This is a genomic window from Coleofasciculus sp. (assembly GCF_046565525.1).
Classification (GTDB): Bacteria; Cyanobacteriota; Cyanobacteriia; order Cyanobacteriales; family Coleofasciculaceae; genus Coleofasciculus.
In genome coordinates this window covers 64,700-85,080 of sequence record NZ_JBKHUP010000004.1, presented here as the reverse complement: position 1 = coordinate 85,080, position 20,381 = coordinate 64,700, and the positions used below count along the sequence as shown (strand labels likewise).

Annotated in this window: 13 protein-coding genes; 5 read left to right on the top strand and 8 right to left on the bottom strand. The window is 44.0% G+C overall.

The window, feature by feature from the left end:
- Positions 1 to 60 precede the first annotated feature (60 nt).
- Positions 61 to 1,065 carry an NAD-dependent epimerase gene (locus ACLGGO_RS02295; RefSeq protein WP_446418130.1) on the top strand — a complete coding sequence of 335 codons (1,005 nt, stop codon included), beginning with the start codon at positions 61 to 63 and terminating at the stop codon, positions 1,063 to 1,065.
- 133 nt (positions 1,066 to 1,198) lie between these two features.
- Here ACLGGO_RS02295 and ACLGGO_RS02290 read toward each other — a convergent pair whose 3' ends face one another.
- From ACLGGO_RS02290 to ACLGGO_RS02280, 3 genes are all read right to left on the bottom strand, one after another.
- Positions 1,199 to 3,553, bottom strand: coding sequence for a GumC family protein (locus ACLGGO_RS02290; protein WP_446418129.1), 2,355 nt, complete (start codon positions 3,551 to 3,553; stop codon positions 1,199 to 1,201).
- Positions 3,554 to 3,853: 300 nt separating this feature from the next.
- Entirely contained in the window at positions 3,854 to 5,305 is a 1,452-nt protein-coding gene (locus tag ACLGGO_RS02285) for a polysaccharide biosynthesis/export family protein (protein ID WP_446418128.1), read from the bottom strand.
- A gap of 326 nt (positions 5,306 to 5,631) precedes the next feature.
- Positions 5,632 to 6,906, bottom strand: coding sequence for a DNA methyltransferase (locus tag ACLGGO_RS02280; protein WP_446418127.1), 1,275 nt, complete (start codon positions 6,904 to 6,906; stop codon positions 5,632 to 5,634).
- 110 nt (positions 6,907 to 7,016) lie between these two features.
- On the opposite strand from ACLGGO_RS02280, the gene ACLGGO_RS02275 reads away from it, so the two are divergent.
- Entirely contained in the window at positions 7,017 to 7,256 is a 240-nt protein-coding gene (locus ACLGGO_RS02275) for a helix-turn-helix domain-containing protein (RefSeq protein WP_446418126.1), read from the top strand.
- Positions 7,237 to 7,833 (top strand): restriction endonuclease, encoded by a 597-nt coding sequence (locus ACLGGO_RS02270; RefSeq protein ID WP_446418125.1) that lies wholly within the window; start codon positions 7,237 to 7,239, stop codon positions 7,831 to 7,833. The genes ACLGGO_RS02275 and ACLGGO_RS02270 overlap by 20 nt, the downstream gene beginning before the upstream one ends.
- 64 nt (positions 7,834 to 7,897) lie before the next feature.
- Here the strand turns inward: ACLGGO_RS02270 and sfsA are convergent, their stop codons facing one another.
- Complete coding sequence (gene sfsA, locus ACLGGO_RS02265) at positions 7,898 to 8,647, bottom strand: DNA/RNA nuclease SfsA (protein ID WP_446418124.1); 750 nt, start codon at positions 8,645 to 8,647, stop codon at positions 7,898 to 7,900.
- 79 nt (positions 8,648 to 8,726) lie between these two features.
- Here sfsA and ACLGGO_RS02260 point away from each other — a divergent pair, with 79 nt between their 5' ends.
- Positions 8,727 to 8,867, top strand: a complete 141-nt coding sequence (locus tag ACLGGO_RS02260) for a hypothetical protein (RefSeq protein ID WP_446339907.1) — start codon at positions 8,727 to 8,729, stop codon at positions 8,865 to 8,867.
- Positions 8,868 to 9,500: 633 nt separating this feature from the next.
- Here the strand turns inward: ACLGGO_RS02260 and ACLGGO_RS02255 are convergent.
- From ACLGGO_RS02255 to ACLGGO_RS02240, 4 genes are all read right to left on the bottom strand, one after another.
- A complete protein-coding gene (locus ACLGGO_RS02255; protein ID WP_446418123.1) occupies positions 9,501 to 9,680 on the bottom strand; it encodes a hypothetical protein in 180 nt (59 codons plus the stop codon).
- Between the two features lie 3 nt (positions 9,681 to 9,683).
- Positions 9,684 to 11,834 carry a PAS domain S-box protein gene (locus ACLGGO_RS02250; protein WP_446418122.1) on the bottom strand — a complete coding sequence of 717 codons (2,151 nt, stop codon included), beginning with the start codon at positions 11,832 to 11,834 and terminating at the stop codon, positions 9,684 to 9,686.
- An 89-nt stretch (positions 11,835 to 11,923) separates the two neighbouring features.
- Complete coding sequence (locus ACLGGO_RS02245; protein ID WP_446339913.1) at positions 11,924 to 12,319, bottom strand: response regulator; 396 nt, start codon at positions 12,317 to 12,319, stop codon at positions 11,924 to 11,926.
- 91 nt (positions 12,320 to 12,410) lie between these two features.
- Complete coding sequence (locus tag ACLGGO_RS02240) at positions 12,411 to 18,014, bottom strand: trifunctional serine/threonine-protein kinase/ATP-binding protein/sensor histidine kinase (protein ID WP_446418121.1); 5,604 nt, start codon at positions 18,012 to 18,014, stop codon at positions 12,411 to 12,413.
- 530 nt (positions 18,015 to 18,544) lie between these two features.
- Between ACLGGO_RS02240 and ACLGGO_RS02235 the strand changes: the two genes are divergently transcribed.
- On the top strand, positions 18,545 to 20,341 hold the full coding sequence (locus ACLGGO_RS02235) for a hypothetical protein (protein ID WP_446418120.1): 1,797 nt from the start codon (positions 18,545 to 18,547) through the stop codon (positions 20,339 to 20,341).
- Positions 20,342 to 20,381: the final 40 nt, after the last annotated feature.

Below are 20,381 nucleotides of genomic sequence, written 5' to 3'. Positions count from 1 at the left end.
GTCGAGGCGGACGCGATAAATTAACCAATCCCGAACGAAGTTTACAAGAGGAATTAAAGTGTGGTCAACGTTTTAGTTACAGGTGCAGCCGGCTTTATCGGATATCACCTCAGTCAACGGTTACTTGCCCAAGGTGATACCGTAATTGGACTGGATAACCTGAATGCTTACTATGATGTCTCCCTCAAACAAGCCCGACTGGCACAACTAGAGAATAAACCTGGGTTTCGCTTTTATAAACTAGACTTAGCAGACCGTGAAGGGATTACCCAGTTATTTGCCCAAGAATCTTTTGAGTTTGTCGTCCATCTGGCGGCGCAGGCGGGTGTTCGCTATTCCCTGAAAAACCCCTACGTTTATGTGGATAGTAACCTGGTGGGTTTTACCAATATCCTGGAAGGGTGTCGCCATTCCGACATTAAGCATCTGGTGTTTGCCTCATCGAGTTCGGTGTACGGCGCGAATACGAAAGTGCCGTTTTCGGTACAGGATAATGTCGATTCTCCCGTTAGCCTCTATGCCGCCACCAAGAAAGCGAATGAATTAATGGCTCATGCCTATAGTCATCTGTATAACATACCTACAACCGGCTTGCGCTTCTTTACTGTTTACGGGTCGTGGTATCGTCCCGATATGGCACTATTTTTATTTACCAAAGCTATCCTCGCCGAGCAGCCGATTAATGTGTTTAATTATGGTCGGATGCAACGGGATTTTACTTACGTTGATGATGTCGTCGAGGGTGTGGTGCGAGTCATGGGTAAGATTCCGCAGCCGAAAGCTTCAGGAAATGCTTCACCAGGATCAAAAAGTTCTGCCCCTTATAAACTCTACAACATTGGCAATAATCAACCGATTGAACTGCTACAACTCATCGAAACCCTAGAACAATCTTTGGGCAAAACCGCTGTGAAAAATATGCTACCCATGCAACCCGGAGATGTGCCGATTACTTATGCGGATGTGGATGATTTAATCCAAGATGTGGGATTTAGACCAAATACGCCCATTGAAGTGGGTGTGGAACAATTTGTTCAATGGTATCGGTCTTATTACAACATTTAGTCTATTTTGTCAATAATTTAGATTGAATCGGGGCGGGTTTAGTCACATCTTTTTGCAACAGAAAAGATAGTCGTAAAACCCGCCCCTACAAAGACACCATTCCCAACTAGCGAAGCGAAGGGTCAAACCTTTTTCATTTATCATCCTTCTGGATTTCGTCATCCGGCTGGATATTTTCCTCCATCCGTTTGAGCAAAAGCTGTTTGGCTTTGAGGATATCGGATTCGGTGCCATAGTGATTGTGATAGTAATAGTAAGACCGGGTGGTATACCCTTTAACGCCATTGGCAACCACTCCGAACACGGTCGCGTTAGAAATTCTCATAGTATCTAAGGCTTGCATTAATGCCGAGCGATCGCTTTTACCCAAACCAACCACCATGATTACACCATCAGCGTGAGCCGCCAAGATACGACCATCAGCCAGTCCTAACACAGGTGGTGTATCGTAAATCACCAGGTCAAAAACCGCATGAAATTGCTCCATTAAATGTTGCATCTTCTTAGAACACAGAAGACGACTCGGATCAGGCGGGACTTGACCGGCGGTGAGGACATACAACCGATCCCACATCGGGATGCGTTGGATTGCCTGTTTCGCGGTTAGTCCCGTGGCGATGACATTACTTAAGCCGACTTTATTATCTAGGTTCAAATAGTGATGAACCTGAGGGCGTCGCAAGTCTGCATCCACTAGCAAAACTCGTTGACCCATGGCGGCGGCGGCTTGGGCGAGATGGACGGAAACGGTAGATTTTCCTTCTGAGGGTGTGGCTGAACTCACAATGATGGAGTGAACGGGCGTATCGCTACCCAGAAACCGAATATTAGTCTGGAGCGAACGGAACGATTCTAAAAAAGGAGAAGCATTGTAGTTTCGGGATGGGCGGCGAGATTTTCGCGGGTTGGGGGAAGGGGGCGCTGATGTCGTCTGGGTTAGGTTTGCCGTAGACATCATCTGTTTGAGTTGTTTTTGGTAGGGGATAATGCCCAGTAGGGGAAGTTTGGTTAAGTCTTTAAGTTCATCGGGAGAATGGAAGACATTATCCAAACGTTCGATCAGCAAAGCAACGCCCATGCCCAACAATAACCCCGCGATCGCACCCAATGTGATATTACGCTGGGTATTGGGCCACACGGGGACTTCTGGAATTTGCGGCTTGACGATAATCTGCCAAGGTAAGGCTTTCTGGGCGGCTTCAATTTCCAGATTTTCCCGCACCGCCAGAAAGCGATTTAAGCTATCGGTGGCGACTTGGAGTTCTCGCTGTAAATCTGTGTAGCGGCGGGCGATGACGGGGATTTGTTTAACCTGGAGGTTGAGCAGTTGAGCGGCTCGCGCGATCGCACTTTGTTTCACCTGCAGGACTTGCAGTTGGTTGGTGGTTTGCACCAGTTGCTGGGTCAATTGCGTGCGAATCGAATTGGGAGAAGCACCGGACACCCCAGCCTCGCTTAGGCTGACGCCCAACACGTTTTGGGATTCTTGGTTGAGTAAGGGTAAGAGATTATCCCGTTTTTGGCGTAAGGCTTGCATCGTGGGACTTTGGGGCGTAAACCGTGCCGATTCTAGGGCAATCTCGGCTTCAAGTTCCGCGAGTTGGTTGAGTAACTGTTGGTAGCGAGGGGCTTCACTGAGGGTAACTGTGGCAACGGCTTGTTGGGGTGATAATCCCAACTGCTGTAGAAGGGTATTATAAAGGGAGCGCGTTTCTTGATACTCAACCTGAGTTTGTAACTGCTGCTGTTCAATCCCACTCACCCGTTGGGATAACTCTTGGGCTTGGATTTCCGGGTCAAGGAGGTTGTGTTGTTGGCGAAAGGCTTGCAGTTGTCCTTGCAGCTTATTCACGCGATCGCGCAGCACGGGTAATTGATCATCAACAAACAGAATTCCCTGTTTCAGGTTCAGTTGTCGCTCTTGTAAGGAGTAACGTAGATAGCCTCTGGCGACTTCGTGTAAAACCCGCCGCACTCTTTCCGGCTCAGTATCTCGATAACGCCCTTCTAGGATTTTGGTTTCCCCCAGTCGGCTAACGATGAGCTGACTCATTAAGGAATCATAGCTCACCTCTGGGTAGTGCTTTTGGATCTCCTGGACAATAGCGTCCATTAGCTGAGGAGAGCGTAACACCTGAATCTGGGTATCGTAATCCAGTGCCGAATTCCGTGCATCACCGCCACCCACCACTTCCGTGAGTTTGTCTAAGTCTCCTTCCTCAGTAACCGGTTCAACCAGCAGTTGAAACTTGCTCTCATACTTAGGGGTCTGATTCAACGTCCAAAAACTGATCCCCGAGGTTACCGCGATCGCGACTCCAGCAATTACTAAAGCACGACGCCGAATCACGCTGACCAACTGGCGCAATGTCCATTCATCAGGCTCGGGTTCCGGAGGTGGAGTCCGGTAGACTAGCGGTGGTGAATACTTTGGGTGTTTCCCATTGCCATTGGGTGATAATGGTTCCTGAATCTGACCGATCTCCATCTTCCCCCTACTCCTTCTGCGTGGATTGAGCGCGTTTGTCAAAAAATCATTTTACCTTGTTTAATTGTGTATCAGCTTGGCTCAAAATCGTCACCAATCCCGCTGAAATTTACAAATTTGATGGGAGTAGGGAATCAGCCCTTAAAATCAACTCTTGATTCCCTATCTGTCCTAGAACACCGATTCAGTCATTCAATTATCTACTGAAATTCCTCAAAAACGGTAACACAAGCGACAATATCTTCCCTTTTTTCTGTAGAGACGTTGCATGCAACGTCTCTACAGCAGCCAACCGACGCTCTAAAATCCAAAAAATCTAAACACAGAGAACACGCTGCCAATCGGACTGACAATTGTTCCCAAAGTATCCGTGACTCGGGTCAAACCGGAACGTCTGACGATAATCACATCATTGGGGCGCAATGGCGGATTGCTTTGATCGTTAACATCGGCAGTAAAATCCACATCGATTTCCCGTTTTCTAACGGTACCATTCGGTTGGAGACGAACTAACTCCACAGAACTCTTACGGGCGCGACGGTTATCAAATCCGCCCGCCGCTAGCAGGGCTTGATTCAAGGGGGCGTTAGCGGGGACGGAGACTGCACCCGGTTTCTCGACTTCTCCCACCACATTTACATTGATAATTGCCGCTGAGAAGCTTGCTGATGCCAATTCCGTGGCTTCTGAAGCTGTCAGGGTTTCGGCTTCGGGGACTCTAATCGTATCTCCCTGTTGCAAAATCACATCTTCAGAGAGATCTCCCTCTTGTAAAAGCTCCCACAGATTTATGACAAGTACTTGCTCAGTACCATCTCTGGTGGTGCGTCGCACTTCCACGTTACGAATATCAGCAGATTGAGTAATACCTCCGGCGACTTGGATGGCTTGAGTTACCGTTGGCGGTTCTGTATTGTTATTGTTATTGCCACCGCCACTACCACCACGGGCGCTGTCAGCCGTAGCGGCTCCCGATGTGGCGGCTGTCACGGTATAAGGACCTGGACGCACCACTTCCCCGACTACGGCAACTTTAATCGGCTTTACCGCCTCTGGCGAAAAACTCGCTGTTGCCAGTTGACGGCTTTCCAGGGGGTCAATGCCGGTGGTGGTGGGGATTAAGATTTCATCACCATCCCGCAAGGTCACGTCTTGGGATAGATCGCTATTTTGCAATAAGTCCCAGAGATTAACCGTATAGGTTTGTCGGGTAGCTGGGTTCATCCGGCGACGGATTTGGACGTTTCGCACATCAGCCGAGCGGCTAATTCCGCCAGCGAGCTGAACCACTTGAGTCACGGTGGGAAATTGTTGCCCTTCGTTGAGGGTGACGCTGTAGGAACCCGGACGACTGACTTCCCCGGCGACCGCAATTTTTAGGGGGCGAGCATCAATCAGGGTTAGAGTGACTAAGGGGCGTCTGACAAAGGGAGCGTATCGCCCAGAAATTCGTTGAGTGGCAGCATTAATGGTTAACCCTTCCACAGGGATACTGCCGGCAATCGGTAAATTGAGGGTTCCATCGACTAAAACCTGGTATTCCCCACTGTATTCTGGGACATCAAAGAGTGTCACGCCCACGCGATCGCCTGGTCCTAGGGTATAGGGTAAATCGGGTGGTGGATTCGTGGCTGTCGTGGGTGTAGAGGGCGAAAATGTGGGGACTTGCGCTATTCCCGGAAGCGGTGCGGTTACGGCAAAAAAGGCAAATAGGGTTAAACCTGCCACAGATGGTGTTAAATGCTTGCTCAAGTTGATCCTCCCGATCCCTATGGTGCGAAAACTCTCAATGGGTCTTTTAATTCTTAGTTTAGTCATATTTATTACAGATGTCTTAGCTCATTCGTGATTAGCTCCCATTACCGTTGAAGCTAATTGACACGAAAAAGTTCATACCCGCAGAACGTTATAGTCCACATTCGCTATCCTCAAGTGTCACATGACTATCAGGGAACGGGGAACAAAGAACTGTATCGGCAAGGCTTAAAGGACGCTCTAAACACTGTCTAATATAATTTCAGTACGGCAAAACAGGGAGATTATCAGCGTGCGATCGCTAGCCATGTTAATTTTACTGATCATTGATGTCTAAACAAGTCAAGTTCAGTTTGAATTGCCAAGGTTTTATTCTGGTGCTTAATTCGCGTATTTTCACAGTTATCTGCTTTTTTATTCACCGATTCCGACGTCCATATCCCCTTCTCTGTCCTTACCTTCAAAGTTTTGTCTGTAAAGAGGCAATTGTAATTTTCTTGAATTTGTTTTAAATAGTCACGTTCCTGATCAAGTGTCTGGAAACGCCTTAAAATATCATCGACAGGACCAATCTCAATCCCAAGCCAATGACGACGTTTCATTTCTGCGACTACGTAAGTCGTCCCTGCACCACCAAACGGATCAAAAATGAGATCTCCTTGATTAGAAGCCATTTCAATAATCCGATCCATCAGTTTGATGGAAAGTTCATTGGCTCCTTCTCGTTGCTTATAACGCTTGTGTCTAACTGGTGGAATGTCATACCATACATCGGTTAGATTTACACCTTTGGGATTCATTTTGTGTTTATAGCCTCCGTAATCGTGTAACTCCTGATAGCAGTTGGAGCATATCTCTAGTGGAAGTCTATCGGGATGAAAGGTTTTTGGCTTTTCCCCCTTACAATAGTACAATAGTGAATAATGGGAAGGATATAACCGTCCGGCAATAGGAAATCTATATTTAATATCAACAGATATCCAGTGCCTAAAGGTGAGGCGGTTATTTAGGAATTCGGATAAATAACTATTCCACTTGGGCAAATTCCAAAGGAATAAGCTACCAGCAGGTTTCAAAATACGAATACATTCATTTAACCAAAGTTCACACCAATCTAAATAGTCTGAACTTTTCAATGAATCATCTATTTTTGAAGGATATTTTTTATTTAGGTTAAAAGGTGGATCAGCAAAAACTAAATCAACACTTTCTGCTTCCATGTCGCGCATCAAGTCGAGGCAATCTCCCTGATAGAGATGTCCATAATCAGTTGTGAGCATTAATCTTGGCGTCGTTGTAGAAGTAGGGGATGATTGACTATCACTTTTGATAATTTCATAAATTTCTTCAGCCTTGTTCTGTATTGCGGCAATGGTTTTTCGATCAAGACAGCCCATTAATAACTTTAGTTTTAATGGATGGATATTTATAACCGAACAAATTTTATCTACATCTGTATCTGAAGGTAAAATTTTATTTTTATCGTAGTATTTAAGTCGTTCAACAGAAATTCCTGTTTCAGAAGCTAATTGCTTAATCGCGGCTAAATCATAGGATTTGATACCAAGGGCTTTAAAAAATGGATGGGCTACAGACATGAGCAATCTTTTCTCCGCTGTGTCAACAAGATTAAGGTTAGGCTTTTGTAGCCTATAGGCAACTGCACATTTCCGTCAATCAGGATACCCTCTTGTTTGGAGGATACACCGTGACGCCGGAAAAAGCATTTGGTAAGGTTCTTCAGCGTCTGAGGAAGGCGAAACGACTTTCACAAGAAGAGCTTTCCTTCCGAAGTCAGCTTGATAGGACATTTATTTCTCGCCTGGAAGGGGGGCTAAGACAGCCTAGCCTATCAACAATTATCAGGCTGGCAGAAGCTCTTGGTGTGTCGGCTGCATCCATTGTGGCTGAAGTAGAAGACATCTTGAATGAAGATAAACAGGACTGAGTTTCTCATCAGAAAAGGATCGTTTGCTGATACCGAGGAATTTGAACAAGTCCTGGAAGAAGTTTATACTGCTATTCGTGCAGTTCACTGGCCACCGGGCAACAATCAGTTTATCCTTTATCCGGAAAAGAAAAAAAACGGTGTAAAGCCGATAAAGGAAAGCTGTATGACTGTCCTGTACGACTTTGGTTGGCGACAGGAGAAACGTATGAGTATCATAACTAATGCTCGTCCTGGTCCAGTGGATGCCGTTAAAACACTCTCTAATGAGAAACAATTCGTAGTTGAATGGGAAACTGGTAATGTTTCCTCAAGCCACCGCGCTTTGAACAAAATTGCAATTGGACTACTTCAACGTGTAATTGTTGGAGGTTTCCTTATTGTACCATCACGGGAAATGTACCAGTGGTTGACAGACCGTATAGGTAATTTTAACGAGATTGAACCCTATTTTACTCTGTGGCGTGCTGTCCCTGTTGAGGAAGGAATTTTAGCTGTAATCGAGGTAGAACATGATGGTAATTCACTAGATGTTCCTCATATCCCCAAAGGAACAGACGGGCGAGCTTTACGCTAGCTGTTTGAGCCGTTTTAATTAGGAGTCTTTGAACGGCTGATTAAGTTTTCACTATTTTTGGGTATTAGAGGGGAACAGACGTGACAAACTCGGCTAACCCTAAATAACGAATCCCTTGGGGATTCGTCTCAAAACGACAGGGTAACACCTCAAGCCCCTGGAGAACCGCCTCTCGCAAGAGTTTGCCATAAACGGGATCAGTACTATCACCCGGGCTAAAGCGATCGCAGTCCCCCCGATTGATAAAATAAAGCATGATCGCCTTGGCTTTGGGCAATAACTTCTGGAGTTCTTGCAGGTGCTTTTGTCCCCTTGTGGTAACAGTATCAGGAAATAAGGCTAAGGTTCCCTGCGCCCAAGTCGTATTCTTGACTTCCAAATAGATGGGAGGCGCTTCATTCTCCCCCGTCAGTACAAAATCAACCCGACTTTTCCGGTTTTCACCATAAACCACTTCTGGGCGAATTTGGCTGTAGCGATTGGCTAATTCCGGAATTAGCCCTTGTTCCAGGATAATCTTCATCACCCGATTCGGGAGTGCGGTATTTATCCCTACCCAAGTCGGTTGGGTGTCATTAACTTGGATCATCTCCCAGGTGTAGGCTAACTTTCGCTTGGGATTATTACTGTGAGATACCTGAACTAAACTTCCAGGGGTGGAAACCCCTGTCATTGGACCGGTATTCGGACAATGAGCGATGATTGTTTCCCCTGATGCAAGCTGAATATCGGCAAAAAACCGCTTATAGCGTCTGAGTAACGTCCCCGGCTCTAATGTCGGGTATTTGTAAATCCAATCGGAGTTATCGTCCATTAATTTTTGGGAACTGTTCACATTACTTAATAAATATATTAAAATAACTTAACACGCAGTGACATTCAATGGACTCAAAATGGCTAACTCAGACCAACGGAAACAGCGGATCATGGAACACATCAAACGCTCGATCACAATTCCTCAGCAAGGCTTTTCGATGACTTCAGATGCTAAAAAGCAACAGATTATGGCTCATATCAAAATGACACGAGGTTAAACCTTCACAGCAAAAGCTTCCCATTAGTTCTCTCCGGGGCGGGTTTTCCCGATAACCTTTTGGAAAAAACTGACCATAAAACTCCAGAGAATTTGGGTTATCCTGCTAGTTTATTCGAGAGAACATGCGGATTTGGTATAACTGGGGATTTAAGCCTAGGCTGAAACGCTAGTAGAGACGTAGCATCCTACGTCTCTACATTACCTATTGTGACACCGATCCCTGCTATAGAGACGGTTTAGTTAAACGGGAACAATAACGCTCCTCAACAATTGTAGATTTAGAGGACATCTTTACCGATTTATGGTGCGAGGTTTGGGAAACAACCTCCTTTTCAGGATGGATAGTAATTTGCTTACAAACTAATTGCTGGCTTCCTGGACGAATAAAATCCCATGTATAAACTTGGGTATCAGGGAGTGTCGCTTGCGCTGGAGCTAGTCTGAAAGTGGTTGATAATACTAGCCCTAAAATAAATAAAACGACAAGTACGGTTTTCCGCATTGATTTCTCTGAGTTGACTGAGTTCAAATTAATTTTGCTCTTTACTCTCTATTATATCTAATATATCTAAGTAGTCAGACAAAATTAAAGTTACCTTACAACCCAATACGGTAAGAAATAAGCTCTAATTTAATTTTTTATCGCCATAGTTACACGCCTTACGTCTCCCCCAGCTCCCCCAGCTCCCCCAGCTCCTCCTGCTCCCTCAGCTCCCCCTGCTCCCCCAGCTCCCCCTGCTCCCCCTGCTCCCCCTGCTCCCTCTGCTCCCCCAGCTCCCCCTACTTCTTCCACCCTAGATATCTTCACCAAAATTCATCCCTCATCCCTCATGGTCAAAAAAACCCCCTTTTGCTGGAGTTGCGCCAGAGAACGGTTAAGATAAATTTGAGCAATCGTATCTTGGGGATTAATTCTCAAAACCTCTTCAAACCGCTGTTTCGCTTTGCCAAACACCTGCTTGGCGTAGAGAAACAACCCTTCTTCAAAAATGGAGATTGTGGCTAACTTGCCCTCCTTAATTTTCAACGAATCTCCATCAAACACTTCAAAAACTGCCACCGCTTTTGACTTACCTTTTACCTTAACCTGCTCCACAAAGCGGAGGCTGTACTCCGTTGGGTTATGTAAACGAGTCAACGTCTGTCCCGATATTAATAACGACACCTTATACTGTTTCGTTAGTCCCTCCAAGCGAGCCGCTAAATTAACATCATCACTAATCACCGTACTATCTATCCTGTGTTTTCCCCCAACTGTACCCAGCATCAATGAGCCGGTGTTAATACCAATGCCAATTTTGATCGGCGTATAACCCGATTGCAGACGACGCAGATTATACTCATACAACCGCTGTACCATAGAAATTCCGGCTTGAACCGCATCATCAGCAATACCACTAAATAGTGCCATAATCGCATCGCCCATATATTTATCAATAAAGCCATGATGTTCGATAATGGCTGGCTCCATCCGCTTTAAAAAAGCATTAATAAACTTGAAATTTTCCTGGGGATTCATCCGTTCCGAGAGGGTAGTAAAATCCCGAATGTCCGAGAAAAGGACTGACATTTCCTGCTGAACTTGGTCGCCTAATTGTACATCAACGACACTTTGTTTATTTAAGATCTGTAAGAATTGACTGGGGACAAAACGAGAAAAAGATTGATTGAGTTGAAACAGTTCATTTGTGAACTGAATGCGCTCCGCCTCCGCTTGTTTGCGAGATGTAATATCTTCCACAAACCCCTGATAGTAAACTGGAGTTCCAGACGCATCATAAACAGTACGGGCATTCTCACTAATCCAGATAATTGTGCCATTTTTGCGGCAGATCATTGACTCAAACTCACACACAACACCATGCTGCTGCATAAGTGTCATAAATTCCTGACGCCGACGGGGATCAACGTACAAGTGATGCTGAATACTGTTAAGGATTGCGATCAATTCTTGGGGGGAATCGTAGCCGTAGATGTGGGCTAAAGCGGGGTTAGCACTGAGATAACTGCCATCGAGAGCAATCTGAAAGATTCCTTCTTGGGCATTTTCAAAAATAGAGCGATATTTTTGTTCTGCCTTCACCAGTGCAGCTTCAGCTTGTTTGCGTAAACGCAGCTCATAATAGACATCGCTAATATCTCGACCTTCAACAATCAAAAAGTCAATACTACCATTTTCATCAATAATCGGTTTAATTGAAAAATCAATCGTGGCAATGCGCTGTTGTTCGCCAAAAATATCAACTTCATAACGGATAAATTTACCGCTAGCAGCTTGAGAAATGGCTAATTTTAACTGAGTTTGAGTTTGGGAGGAAATAGTCCACCAGTAACACTCCCACAAGGGTTTTCCTGCTACATTATCTAAATGTAACTCACCTAAATTAAGGGCAGTTTGGTTGACTTCCAGGACGATTCCATCAACACTCAGCATCCCCGTAAACTGAAATGTCTGATTAAAAATTGCCCGAAATTTTAGCTCACTAGCACTGAGTAATTTGACAGCTTGTTTTAAATCCTGATTCAACTGTTTAAGTTTGGCATTTTGTTCAGCCATTTTTTTATCTTGAAGATAACTATTGATTGCTTCTTTTACTGTCAAAATTAGGTCTGAAGCCTGCCAAGGCTTAGCGATATAACGATAGAGTTTAGCATAATTAATTGCATTGCCTATGGCTTCAAGATCAGCTTGTCCGGTTAGCATAATTTTTAGCGTTTTGGGTGAAAGTTCATGAACACACCTTAATAGTTCATCACCTTTCATCCCTGGCATGATATGGTCAGAGATAACTAACGGAATCTCATAGTTATCTTCTAAGAGTTCTTTAATTAACTCTAATCCCTCTTCTGCCGCTTCCGCAATTTCGATCAGATAATTCTTGCCAAGAGCCTCCTTAAGCTCAGCCTTTAGACTTCTGAGTACTGTTTTCTCATCATCGACACAAATAATTACCTGTTTAGTCATACTTAGGTTACCTATACCGTCACGCAGAAGTCACAAGGATTTTTTACTAGGTTTGAATTATCGGCTTTGCTGGATAATTTATAAATAACTTATAGTTGAGATAATCCTAATTTAATGATTTCAACTAATTCTGCTTCTGACCACGGTTTGTATAAGCAGTAATGCAGGTTTGCTTTCCTTTTTGCTTGTTCAATCGCCTCTGCATCCGCTTGACCTGTCAGCAGAATTTTAATGACATGGGGAAACTTATGATGAACCTGAACCAGAAACTCATCTCCTTTCATTCCCGGCATTAACCAATCCGACACAATCAGAATAATGCTCACATTTTCTTCAACAAGCTCATCAATTAATTCTAACGCTTCATCAGCCGCTTCTGCAAGTTCATAAGTATAAGCATCCCCAAAGGCTTCTTTGAGCTGAGTCTTCAGACTTTTGAGAACGACTTTTTCATCATCAACACACAAAATGACGGGTTTATTCATTGGGCATTTGTCCTTTGTTATTGGTCATTTGTCAGATCAAGTCTATATAAGCAATTATTACTCGTTTCCTTCTGTCCTCTGCCTTCTTGCTCTAGTCTCCCGCCGTCCGAAAAGGTAATGAAACAGTAAAAGTGGTTTTACCTGGAATGGATTCAACGTCAATCTTTCCCTGATGCTTTTCAATAATCTTTTTCACAATATCGAGTCCTAATCCACTTCCTTCTCCAGCTAACTTAGTCGTAAAAAATGGATGAAATATTTTGCTTTTAATTTCTGGAGGGATTCCCTTCCCACTATCGGTAATACTAACTTTTATCTGTTGGTCTTGCCCCTTGACATCAATGGTTAATGTTCCCTGATTATCCATTGCCTGTAAAGCATTATGAATCAGATTCGTCCAGACTTGATTGAGTTCATCTGCATAACATAATATCGGTGGTAACTCTTCATAGTTTCGGCTCACATTAATCCCATGTTTTAGTTGATTCTGATAGAGGGTTAACACTGTTTCAATGCCTGCTGTTAGGTTAGCCGGAATCATTGTTCCTGATTGGTCATAACGGGCATAATTTTTTAATGCAAATACTACTTTAGAGGCTCGTTCAGTTGCTATATTGATGGTTTGAGTCCCCCGTTGTAATCCAGATAGTTTGTAAGCCGTTTCTAAGAGGTGCGAACTATGGGGACGTTTCAACAGAGGAAAGAATTCTTCAATGTTGTTATAAATCCCCATATCAACTAAAGTATCGGCTATGGTATCAGCGTCCTGAATATCTTCAGTTTCCAATTGACGAATTAATACTCGCCGTCGTTTGCGTTCTTCTTTCGCCGTTAGATTCGATTCGTTTTGGAGTGAACGTTGCAACATTTTGAGAAAATCCTGCCCTTCCTCTGAAGTTAATGATTGAAAAAGTGTGGGTAATTGTTCCAAGGTTTGGCGTAAAAATTTAGAAATATTTCCGGCTGAGGAACGAATCGCTCCCAAGGGTGTATTGATTTCATGGGCAATCCCAGCGATTAATTGTCCCAAGGCTGCCATTTTTTCCGATTGAATCAGTTCATCTTGCGTGGCGTTGAGAGAGTCGAGAGTGTTTTTTAACTCTTGGGTGCGTGCGGCAACGTTTTGTTCTAGATTGTTATAAAGTCGGGCATTGTCGATCGCGATCGCGGCTTGCCCGGATAGGAGTTGTAAAACTTCCAGCCCGTCTGGGGTAAAGGCGTCTGTGGTTAGATTATTTTCCAGATAAACAATACCACTGAGTTGACCTTGATTCAGTAGCGGCGCACACAAAATCGATTGGGTTTGATGGGTTTGAATATAAGGATCGTTAGTAAACTTGCCGACCTTAGCTGCATTGGTTTCGACTACGGTTTCTTTGGTATGAGTGACATAGTTAATAATCGATAAAGGTAGGTTATTTTCCAACGATAAAGATTGCAAGTCATTGACTTGATTAGTCTCGACATTTAGCGATGCCTCAATTACCCATTGTCCCGATTTATTTAAAACAAGTACTCCCGTTTGCGCTCCCGTATTTTCAATTAAAATTTCCATCAAAGCCGCCAGTAACTTATTCAGATTAATTTCACTACTAATGGCTTGAGAGGCTTTCATCAGCGTCGCAAAATCTAATGCTGACTGATTTCTCCCGGAAATACTACTCACCGTCGTGCGGGTTTCTGTGATAAAAGTGACACGAGAAGATGGAGCAAAAATCTGGGGATACTGGGCTTTCAAATCTCTCGCCTTCGCCGTCGCTCCCCAGCGCGTGTAAGCGTAATGGGCTTCTTTAATATAAGTATGAGCAAACTTGTCCATCCCGCGATTCTGATAAAACATTGCGGCTAAATTGTAGGCTAAGGCTTCCTCTTGAATATAGCCATTATCCCTCGCCCCTTTAATCGCTTGTTCATATAACTCCATCGCCGTAACCACTTCACCCAAAACTCGCGCTTTTTCGGCTCCAACTAAATCAAATTTATGGCGCTGATTCATCGCACCATGCTTTGCCCAAATCTGCATTTTTTCTTGATTGGCGTTAACTCGATCAATTAACGCCTCTTTTTGTGCCGATGTCGCCTCAGAAAAAATGGCAAGATGGGCGAGAGAATCATAAAAATAGAATATCGGAATCACAATCATCGCCGTAACCCCATTTAAATACTGTTCGGCTAAAACCGCATTTTTCACCGCTTGCTCAAACTCCCCAAATAGATAACATAGAATCAGCTTATTCAAATAAAATAAATGCAGTTCTGTGCGGTCATTTGCAGCCAGCGCCCGGGGTAATGATTTCTCTTCATTGTACGCCTTCCCCGTTAACTGCGTGGGATTTTCTCCTTGACCCCGTAAATTCTGTACCGCCTGTAAAAAAATTGCTGTCCAATTAAATGGACTTTCCCGACGAATTTGCCGCACCGCCTGATTATACGTGGCGATTTCTTGTTCCACCTGTGTCAGTTCAACCGCACTAAAATATAAATGATCGCAGGTATAAAAGGCGCAATACCCCGCAAACTCAAAATCTCCCGTTTCCACACCACTGTGATAGCCCTCAATCAGGATGGGTACAGTTTGACTAAAATGCTCTTTCCAATGCAAATTATGAGCGCCCAGCACCTCTAAAACTTTACATTTGACTTGCTGAGCATTAAACTGATCCACTAAACTAAGCGCTAATTTACCAAATTGATATCCCGCCTCGAAATTTTGCTGACGATCCAATAAAATACATCCATAACAGGCATACCCAAATGCTGACAACGGAGCGTTACCATACTTAACTGATAACTGAACCATAGATGAGGCAATCAGAACAAAAAGTTCCGGTGCGGCGATATAAGCAGCGGCAATTAAATTGGATAGAATTAGTACAGCGGCTAGAGGTTCAGCGGCGGTCATTTCCGGAAGGTTAATTAAATCTTCAATCTCATATTCGACCAATATCGCAGCCGTTTCTGCTAATCCGTTTTGTAAATCTGCAAAACTGGGTTCTTTGGGTAAGCTGATTTTCAGTAATTTTAGTACTTGCAGTCCAATATGAATGGCTTCTTTAAGATTATTTTGTGAGGCAATGGCTTGAATCTTAACTTCATACACATTGACTTTTTCCAGCACGGTTTTGGCATGGGTCAAGAGAATTTCAATTAATTCATCCATCGCCGTAAAATTTCCGCTTAAATAGGCGGCTTTTGCGGCTTCTTCATATAAGGCTAAGGTTAAGTCATAGTCCTGTTGCCAACTATCTGCACCGAGAAGTTCTCGTCCCACAGTTAAATAATTGAACGCGGCGCCATAAGCGGCTGAGCTTTTGGCTTTCTGACCAGCGATTAAATTCAAATTGGCGATTTGATGGCGTTCATCCTGACTAATTTCTCCCGATGTGTTTTCACCCGTATTGACGATTCCTTGATTCAAATGATCAACGATTTCAAATATATTCTCAGACAAGGTTTCAGAGTCAGTACTTTGCCAAAGCAGACGACCAATTTGTAGGTGAATTTCTTTCTTATGGCAGTCATCAATTAATGCATACGCGGCTTGTTGTACCCGATCATGCAAAAATTTATACTCGTGAACCAGCAGATCGGGATTGAGTTCAGATAGGGGTATGATTAATTCAGATTGAACGGCTGTGACTAAGTTAGAGAAAATCACATCCTCCGGTTGTTCACAGACGATTGCCAGCGTGGACAAGTTGAAATTGGCACCGATACAAGCAGCTAATTGTAAAACGTGCTGGGTAGAATCGGGAAGCCTTTTTAAGCGGTTGGTCATCAACTCGACGACGTTATCGGTAATATTTTTCTCCTTGATTTTACTAATGTCCCACTGCCATTGATAATGTTGAAAATTGAAGGTGATTAAGTTTTCAGCATAGAGATTCCTCAAAAACTGATTCACAAAAAATGGATTGCCTGCCGTTTTGTTCATCACCAGTTCGGCTAAATGGTGGGCGGATTGTTTTGTGGGGTTTAATGTGTCATAAATAATTTGGCTAATATGGTCTAATTTTAAAGGAGATAACGTGATACAGTTAACTGTCGCTCTTTGTTTTTTCAATCCATCCAGTGTCATCATCAACGGATGAGTCGCGCTGACTTCATTATCCCGATAGGTACCGATTAAAAATAGATAATGTATCTCGCTATCAGTCATAATCAGTTGAATTAACTTGAGCGTCGCCAAGTCTGCCCACTGCAAATCATCGAGAAAAATAACTAACGGATGTTCGGGTGAGCAAAATGCTCGAATGAATTTTTGGAAGACAATATTAAAACGATTTTGGGCTTCTTGTGACCCTAATTTTGGCACCGCAGGCTGTTGACCGACAATCCGTTCGACTTCAGGGATTATATCAATAATCACTTGACCATTTCTTCCTAAAGCGGCTAAGAGTTTTTCTTGCCATTGATTAAGTTGGGCTTCGCTTTCTGTCAAAATTTGCTGTACCAATTCCTTAAAGGCGCTGACAATAGCCGAGTAGGGAACGTTGCGTTGAAACTGGTCAAATTTGCCCGATATAAAATAGCCACGTAGTCGAGTGTTAGGTTTATGAATTTCGGCGATTAAGGATGATTTACCAATACCAGAATACCCCGCCACCAGCATCATCTCGATGGGGGTATGGGGAGTGGGAAGTGGGCATTTAGCGACGGGGGTATCTGCCGATTTCTGGGTTTCCTTGTCGTCTCGATTCGCGACGCGATCATAAGCGGCGAGCAAGGTTTCCACTTCCGCTTCTCGTCCATAGAGTTTTTGGGGAATTTGGAATTGTGCGGAAATATCTTGAGAACCGAGAAGAAAGTCTTCAATTGTTCCAGTTTCTGCTAATTGTCTCAGACAGGTTTGCAAATCAGCGACAATTCCCCCAGCACTTTGATACCGTTCTTCGGCGGTTTTTGCCATCAGCTTGATGACAATATTTGCAACGGTTTGCGGAATGGTTTCCCATCGGTGCATCCCGACGAGTTCGTGGGGAGGAGTTGGGACTTTTGCAATATGACAATGGACTAATTCCATGGCATCTTTTGTCTCAAATGGCAGCTTTCCGGTTAGCAGTTCATAGAGGGTGACACCTAGGGAGTAAAAGTCTGTGCGATAGTCTAAAGAACGATTCATCCGCCCGGTTTGTTCGGGGGAAATATAGGCTAATGTTCCTTCTAAGACATGAGGATTTTTGAGTGTGGGATTTTCGCGGGTAAGCTGGGTGGAGATACCAAAGTCAATGATTTTGAGTTGTCCGGTTTCGGGGTTAAAGACAATATTGCTTGGGTTAATATCTTTGTGAATGACATGAACAGCGTGAATCTGTGCTAAAGTTTCCGCTATTGTGAGCGCAATTTTGAGAAAGTCCCGCAGGGGTAGAGACGAGGATGTCTTTGTCAGGTTACTCATCCACTGCTGTAAGGATTCACCGCCAAAATCCTCTAAGATGATCACTAAGGTTCTCTGATAGGGTTGGATACTATACGCCTTAACCACGCCATCGATATTCAGATGGTGGGTGATTTCATACTCTTGTCGATAGCGAGTCAACTCTTGGGGTGTGGGATAGTCTTGTTTGAGAAGTTTGAGAATGACAGGTTTGTGTTCCTCTGGTTGAATACCGCGATAAACTAAGGTATTGGCACTTTCGTAGAGTTGGGACAGAATGCGGTAATTGGCAATTTTTAAGGCGGTGTTATTCGTCATACGTTGTGTGAATAGGAAATCGAGGACTCAGAGTTGACAAAAACCATATAATGTGGTAATCGTAGAGCCGTCGCGATATGAATTTAGCCGTCGAACCGAAAAATCTGGGCGCGAATATGACTCTATGAGTTCTCCTAGGGAGTAGACGAACGCCCCAACTCTTCACCAACGATGGTAAATGACACCCTAAAATGAAGCGTTAGTGTAGCTTCCCTCTATTTGGCATAGCAAATACTACTCACGTTAGCTATAACAGAGCGATCGCGAAACCCACCTGGCAAAGGCAATGGTAAATGACACCCTAAAATGAAGCGTTAGCGTGGCTTCCCTTTATTTGGCACAGTTTTATGTAATTATACTCGGTTAAGGGATTATTGAACTCTTAAAATCAGCTTGATCTTACTTTTTTCTATCATACATCTATAGGACTTGTAATACAGCAACCGTAAACTCTTGTCCTTCCAGACGCCAGATGTTGCATCTGCACTAGCGTCCCTGTAGTCTAAATCGAAACCCTTTTAATTGACCGAATGTGGATAACCCATTTGCACCGTTTTCTCACGGGTACAACGAAGCATAACTTGATTGTTTGGTTGACGCTGAGCCTGGTAATTTCCACGCTTTACGGAATTTTAGCCCTTCAGTTTGCCTTCAGCAGCCAATACGTGGTACAGGATGATGCGCGACAGCATGTCTTCTGGATGCGGCGATTTTTAGACCCAGAGTTATTTCCTAATGATATCATTGCCGATTATTTCCAATCGGTTGCACCATTAGGATATCGTGTCCTATACCATTTCATGGCAGGAATTGGGATTGATCCGATTGTTTTGAGTAAAGTTTTGCCCCTGGTTTTGGGATTAGTTACCACAGGTTACTGTTTTGGCGTGGCGGTGCAATTGTTACCAATACCTTTGACTGGATTTATCGCATCTGTACTGCTGAATCAAAATCTGTGGATGCAGGATGGGTTGATATCGGGAACTCCCAAGGCGTTTATCTATCCTATCCTGTTAGGGTTTTTGTATTATAGGATGCGCCAGTCACTGATTGGGATGGGAATCGCGATCGCGCTGTTAGGATTGTTCTATCCCTCATTAGTGCTAGTCTGTGCGGCGTTTCTAATTTTGCACTTGTGGCGGTTTAACCGGAAATTTCCCTCTGTGTCTCACAATCGCCGCGATTATGTCTTCTGTTTCACGGGTTTGGCGGTGGCGTTTGCGGTGTTATTACCCTACAGGATGAGTCTGTCAGAATTTGCCCCGGTGATCACGGCTACACAAGCCAAAAGTTTACCCGATTTCTTATCTCAAGGGCGAACTCGCTTTTTTATCGACGATGCTTGGTCATTCTGGTTTAATGGACGCAGTGGTATCCGCATTGATACAGCCTTAGCGCCGCCTCTGAGTTATTTGGGCTTGCTATTACCCGTTGTGTTAAGCTATCCCTCTCGCTTTCCCCTCGCCAAGCAGATAACTGGGAATATGGGAGTTTTAGTCAAGTTTTTATTGGCGTCAGCTATTTTATTTTTAGCCGCCCATGCCCTGCTGTTCAAACTGCACCTGCCTAGCCGTTATACTCAGCATAGCCTGCGGATTGCGATCGCGCTGGCGGCGGCAATAGTTCTCACCCTAATCCTAGACGCGGTTTTGGTGGCGGCTAAGTCTAATTTTCAGTTTTGTCGTCAGCGAGGCGGCGCTTCTGGCACTTTAGTGCCCACTACCAACCCAGTCAGCAAGATTTCTCCAAAATTGGCGAAACCTTTGGCGCTGAGTTTAACAGGTTTAATTGCGATTACTCTCGTGGGATATCCTCATTTGGTTCTGAATACGTTTCCCTGGACGGCTTATATTGGTGGTAATGTCCCAACTTTATATGAGTTTTTTCAACAGCAACCCAAGGACAGTAAAATTGCATCCTTAGTGGAAGAAGCGAATAATTTACCCACTTATGCACAACGCTCAATTTTAGTCGGTCGCGAATATGCGATTCCCTATCATTGGGGTTATTATCGCCAATTTCGGCAGCGGATGTCAGATTTAATTGAAGCGCAATATAGTCCAGATTTAACGATTGTCCAGGAGTTTATCAAAAAATACGGGATTGATTTTTGGCTGCTACCGACTACACCATTAACAGCCGAATCAATTGCTAATGATTCTTGGTTGATGCAGTACCAACCTGCGGCAAATCAAGCCATAGCTAAACTTGAAGCGGGGAAACAACCTGTGTTGGCATCGTTGAGAAGTGATTGTGCTGTTTGGGAGACACAGGGATTGATGGTTCTAGAGGCAGAGTGTATCTTACAAAAAAGACGCGATCGCTAAACGGTTAGGATTTACTGTTATGACTACAGTATTAAACTTA

What these genes read in the sequence shown, in the direction of transcription:
- ACLGGO_RS02290 (WP_446418129.1), bottom strand. Translation starts at nt 3,553, where the DNA reads ATGGAGATCGGTCAGATTCAGGAACCATTATCACCCAATGGCAATGGG.
- ACLGGO_RS02280 (WP_446418127.1), bottom strand. Translation starts at nt 6,906, where the DNA reads ATGTCTGTAGCCCATCCATTTTTTAAAGCCCTTGGTATCAAATCCTAT.
- ACLGGO_RS02270 (WP_446418125.1), top strand. Translation starts at nt 7,237, where the DNA reads ATGAAGATAAACAGGACTGAGTTTCTCATCAGAAAAGGATCGTTTGCT.
- sfsA (WP_446418124.1), bottom strand. Translation starts at nt 8,647, where the DNA reads ATGGACGATAACTCCGATTGGATTTACAAATACCCGACATTAGAGCCG.
- ACLGGO_RS02260 (WP_446339907.1), top strand. Translation starts at nt 8,727, where the DNA reads ATGGCTAACTCAGACCAACGGAAACAGCGGATCATGGAACACATCAAA.
- ACLGGO_RS02250 (WP_446418122.1), bottom strand. Translation starts at nt 11,834, where the DNA reads ATGACTAAACAGGTAATTATTTGTGTCGATGATGAGAAAACAGTACTC.
- ACLGGO_RS02245 (WP_446339913.1), bottom strand. Translation starts at nt 12,319, where the DNA reads ATGAATAAACCCGTCATTTTGTGTGTTGATGATGAAAAAGTCGTTCTC.
- ACLGGO_RS02240 (WP_446418121.1), bottom strand. Translation starts at nt 18,014, where the DNA reads ATGACGAATAACACCGCCTTAAAAATTGCCAATTACCGCATTCTGTCC.
- ACLGGO_RS02235 (WP_446418120.1), top strand. Translation starts at nt 18,545, where the DNA reads ATGTGGATAACCCATTTGCACCGTTTTCTCACGGGTACAACGAAGCAT.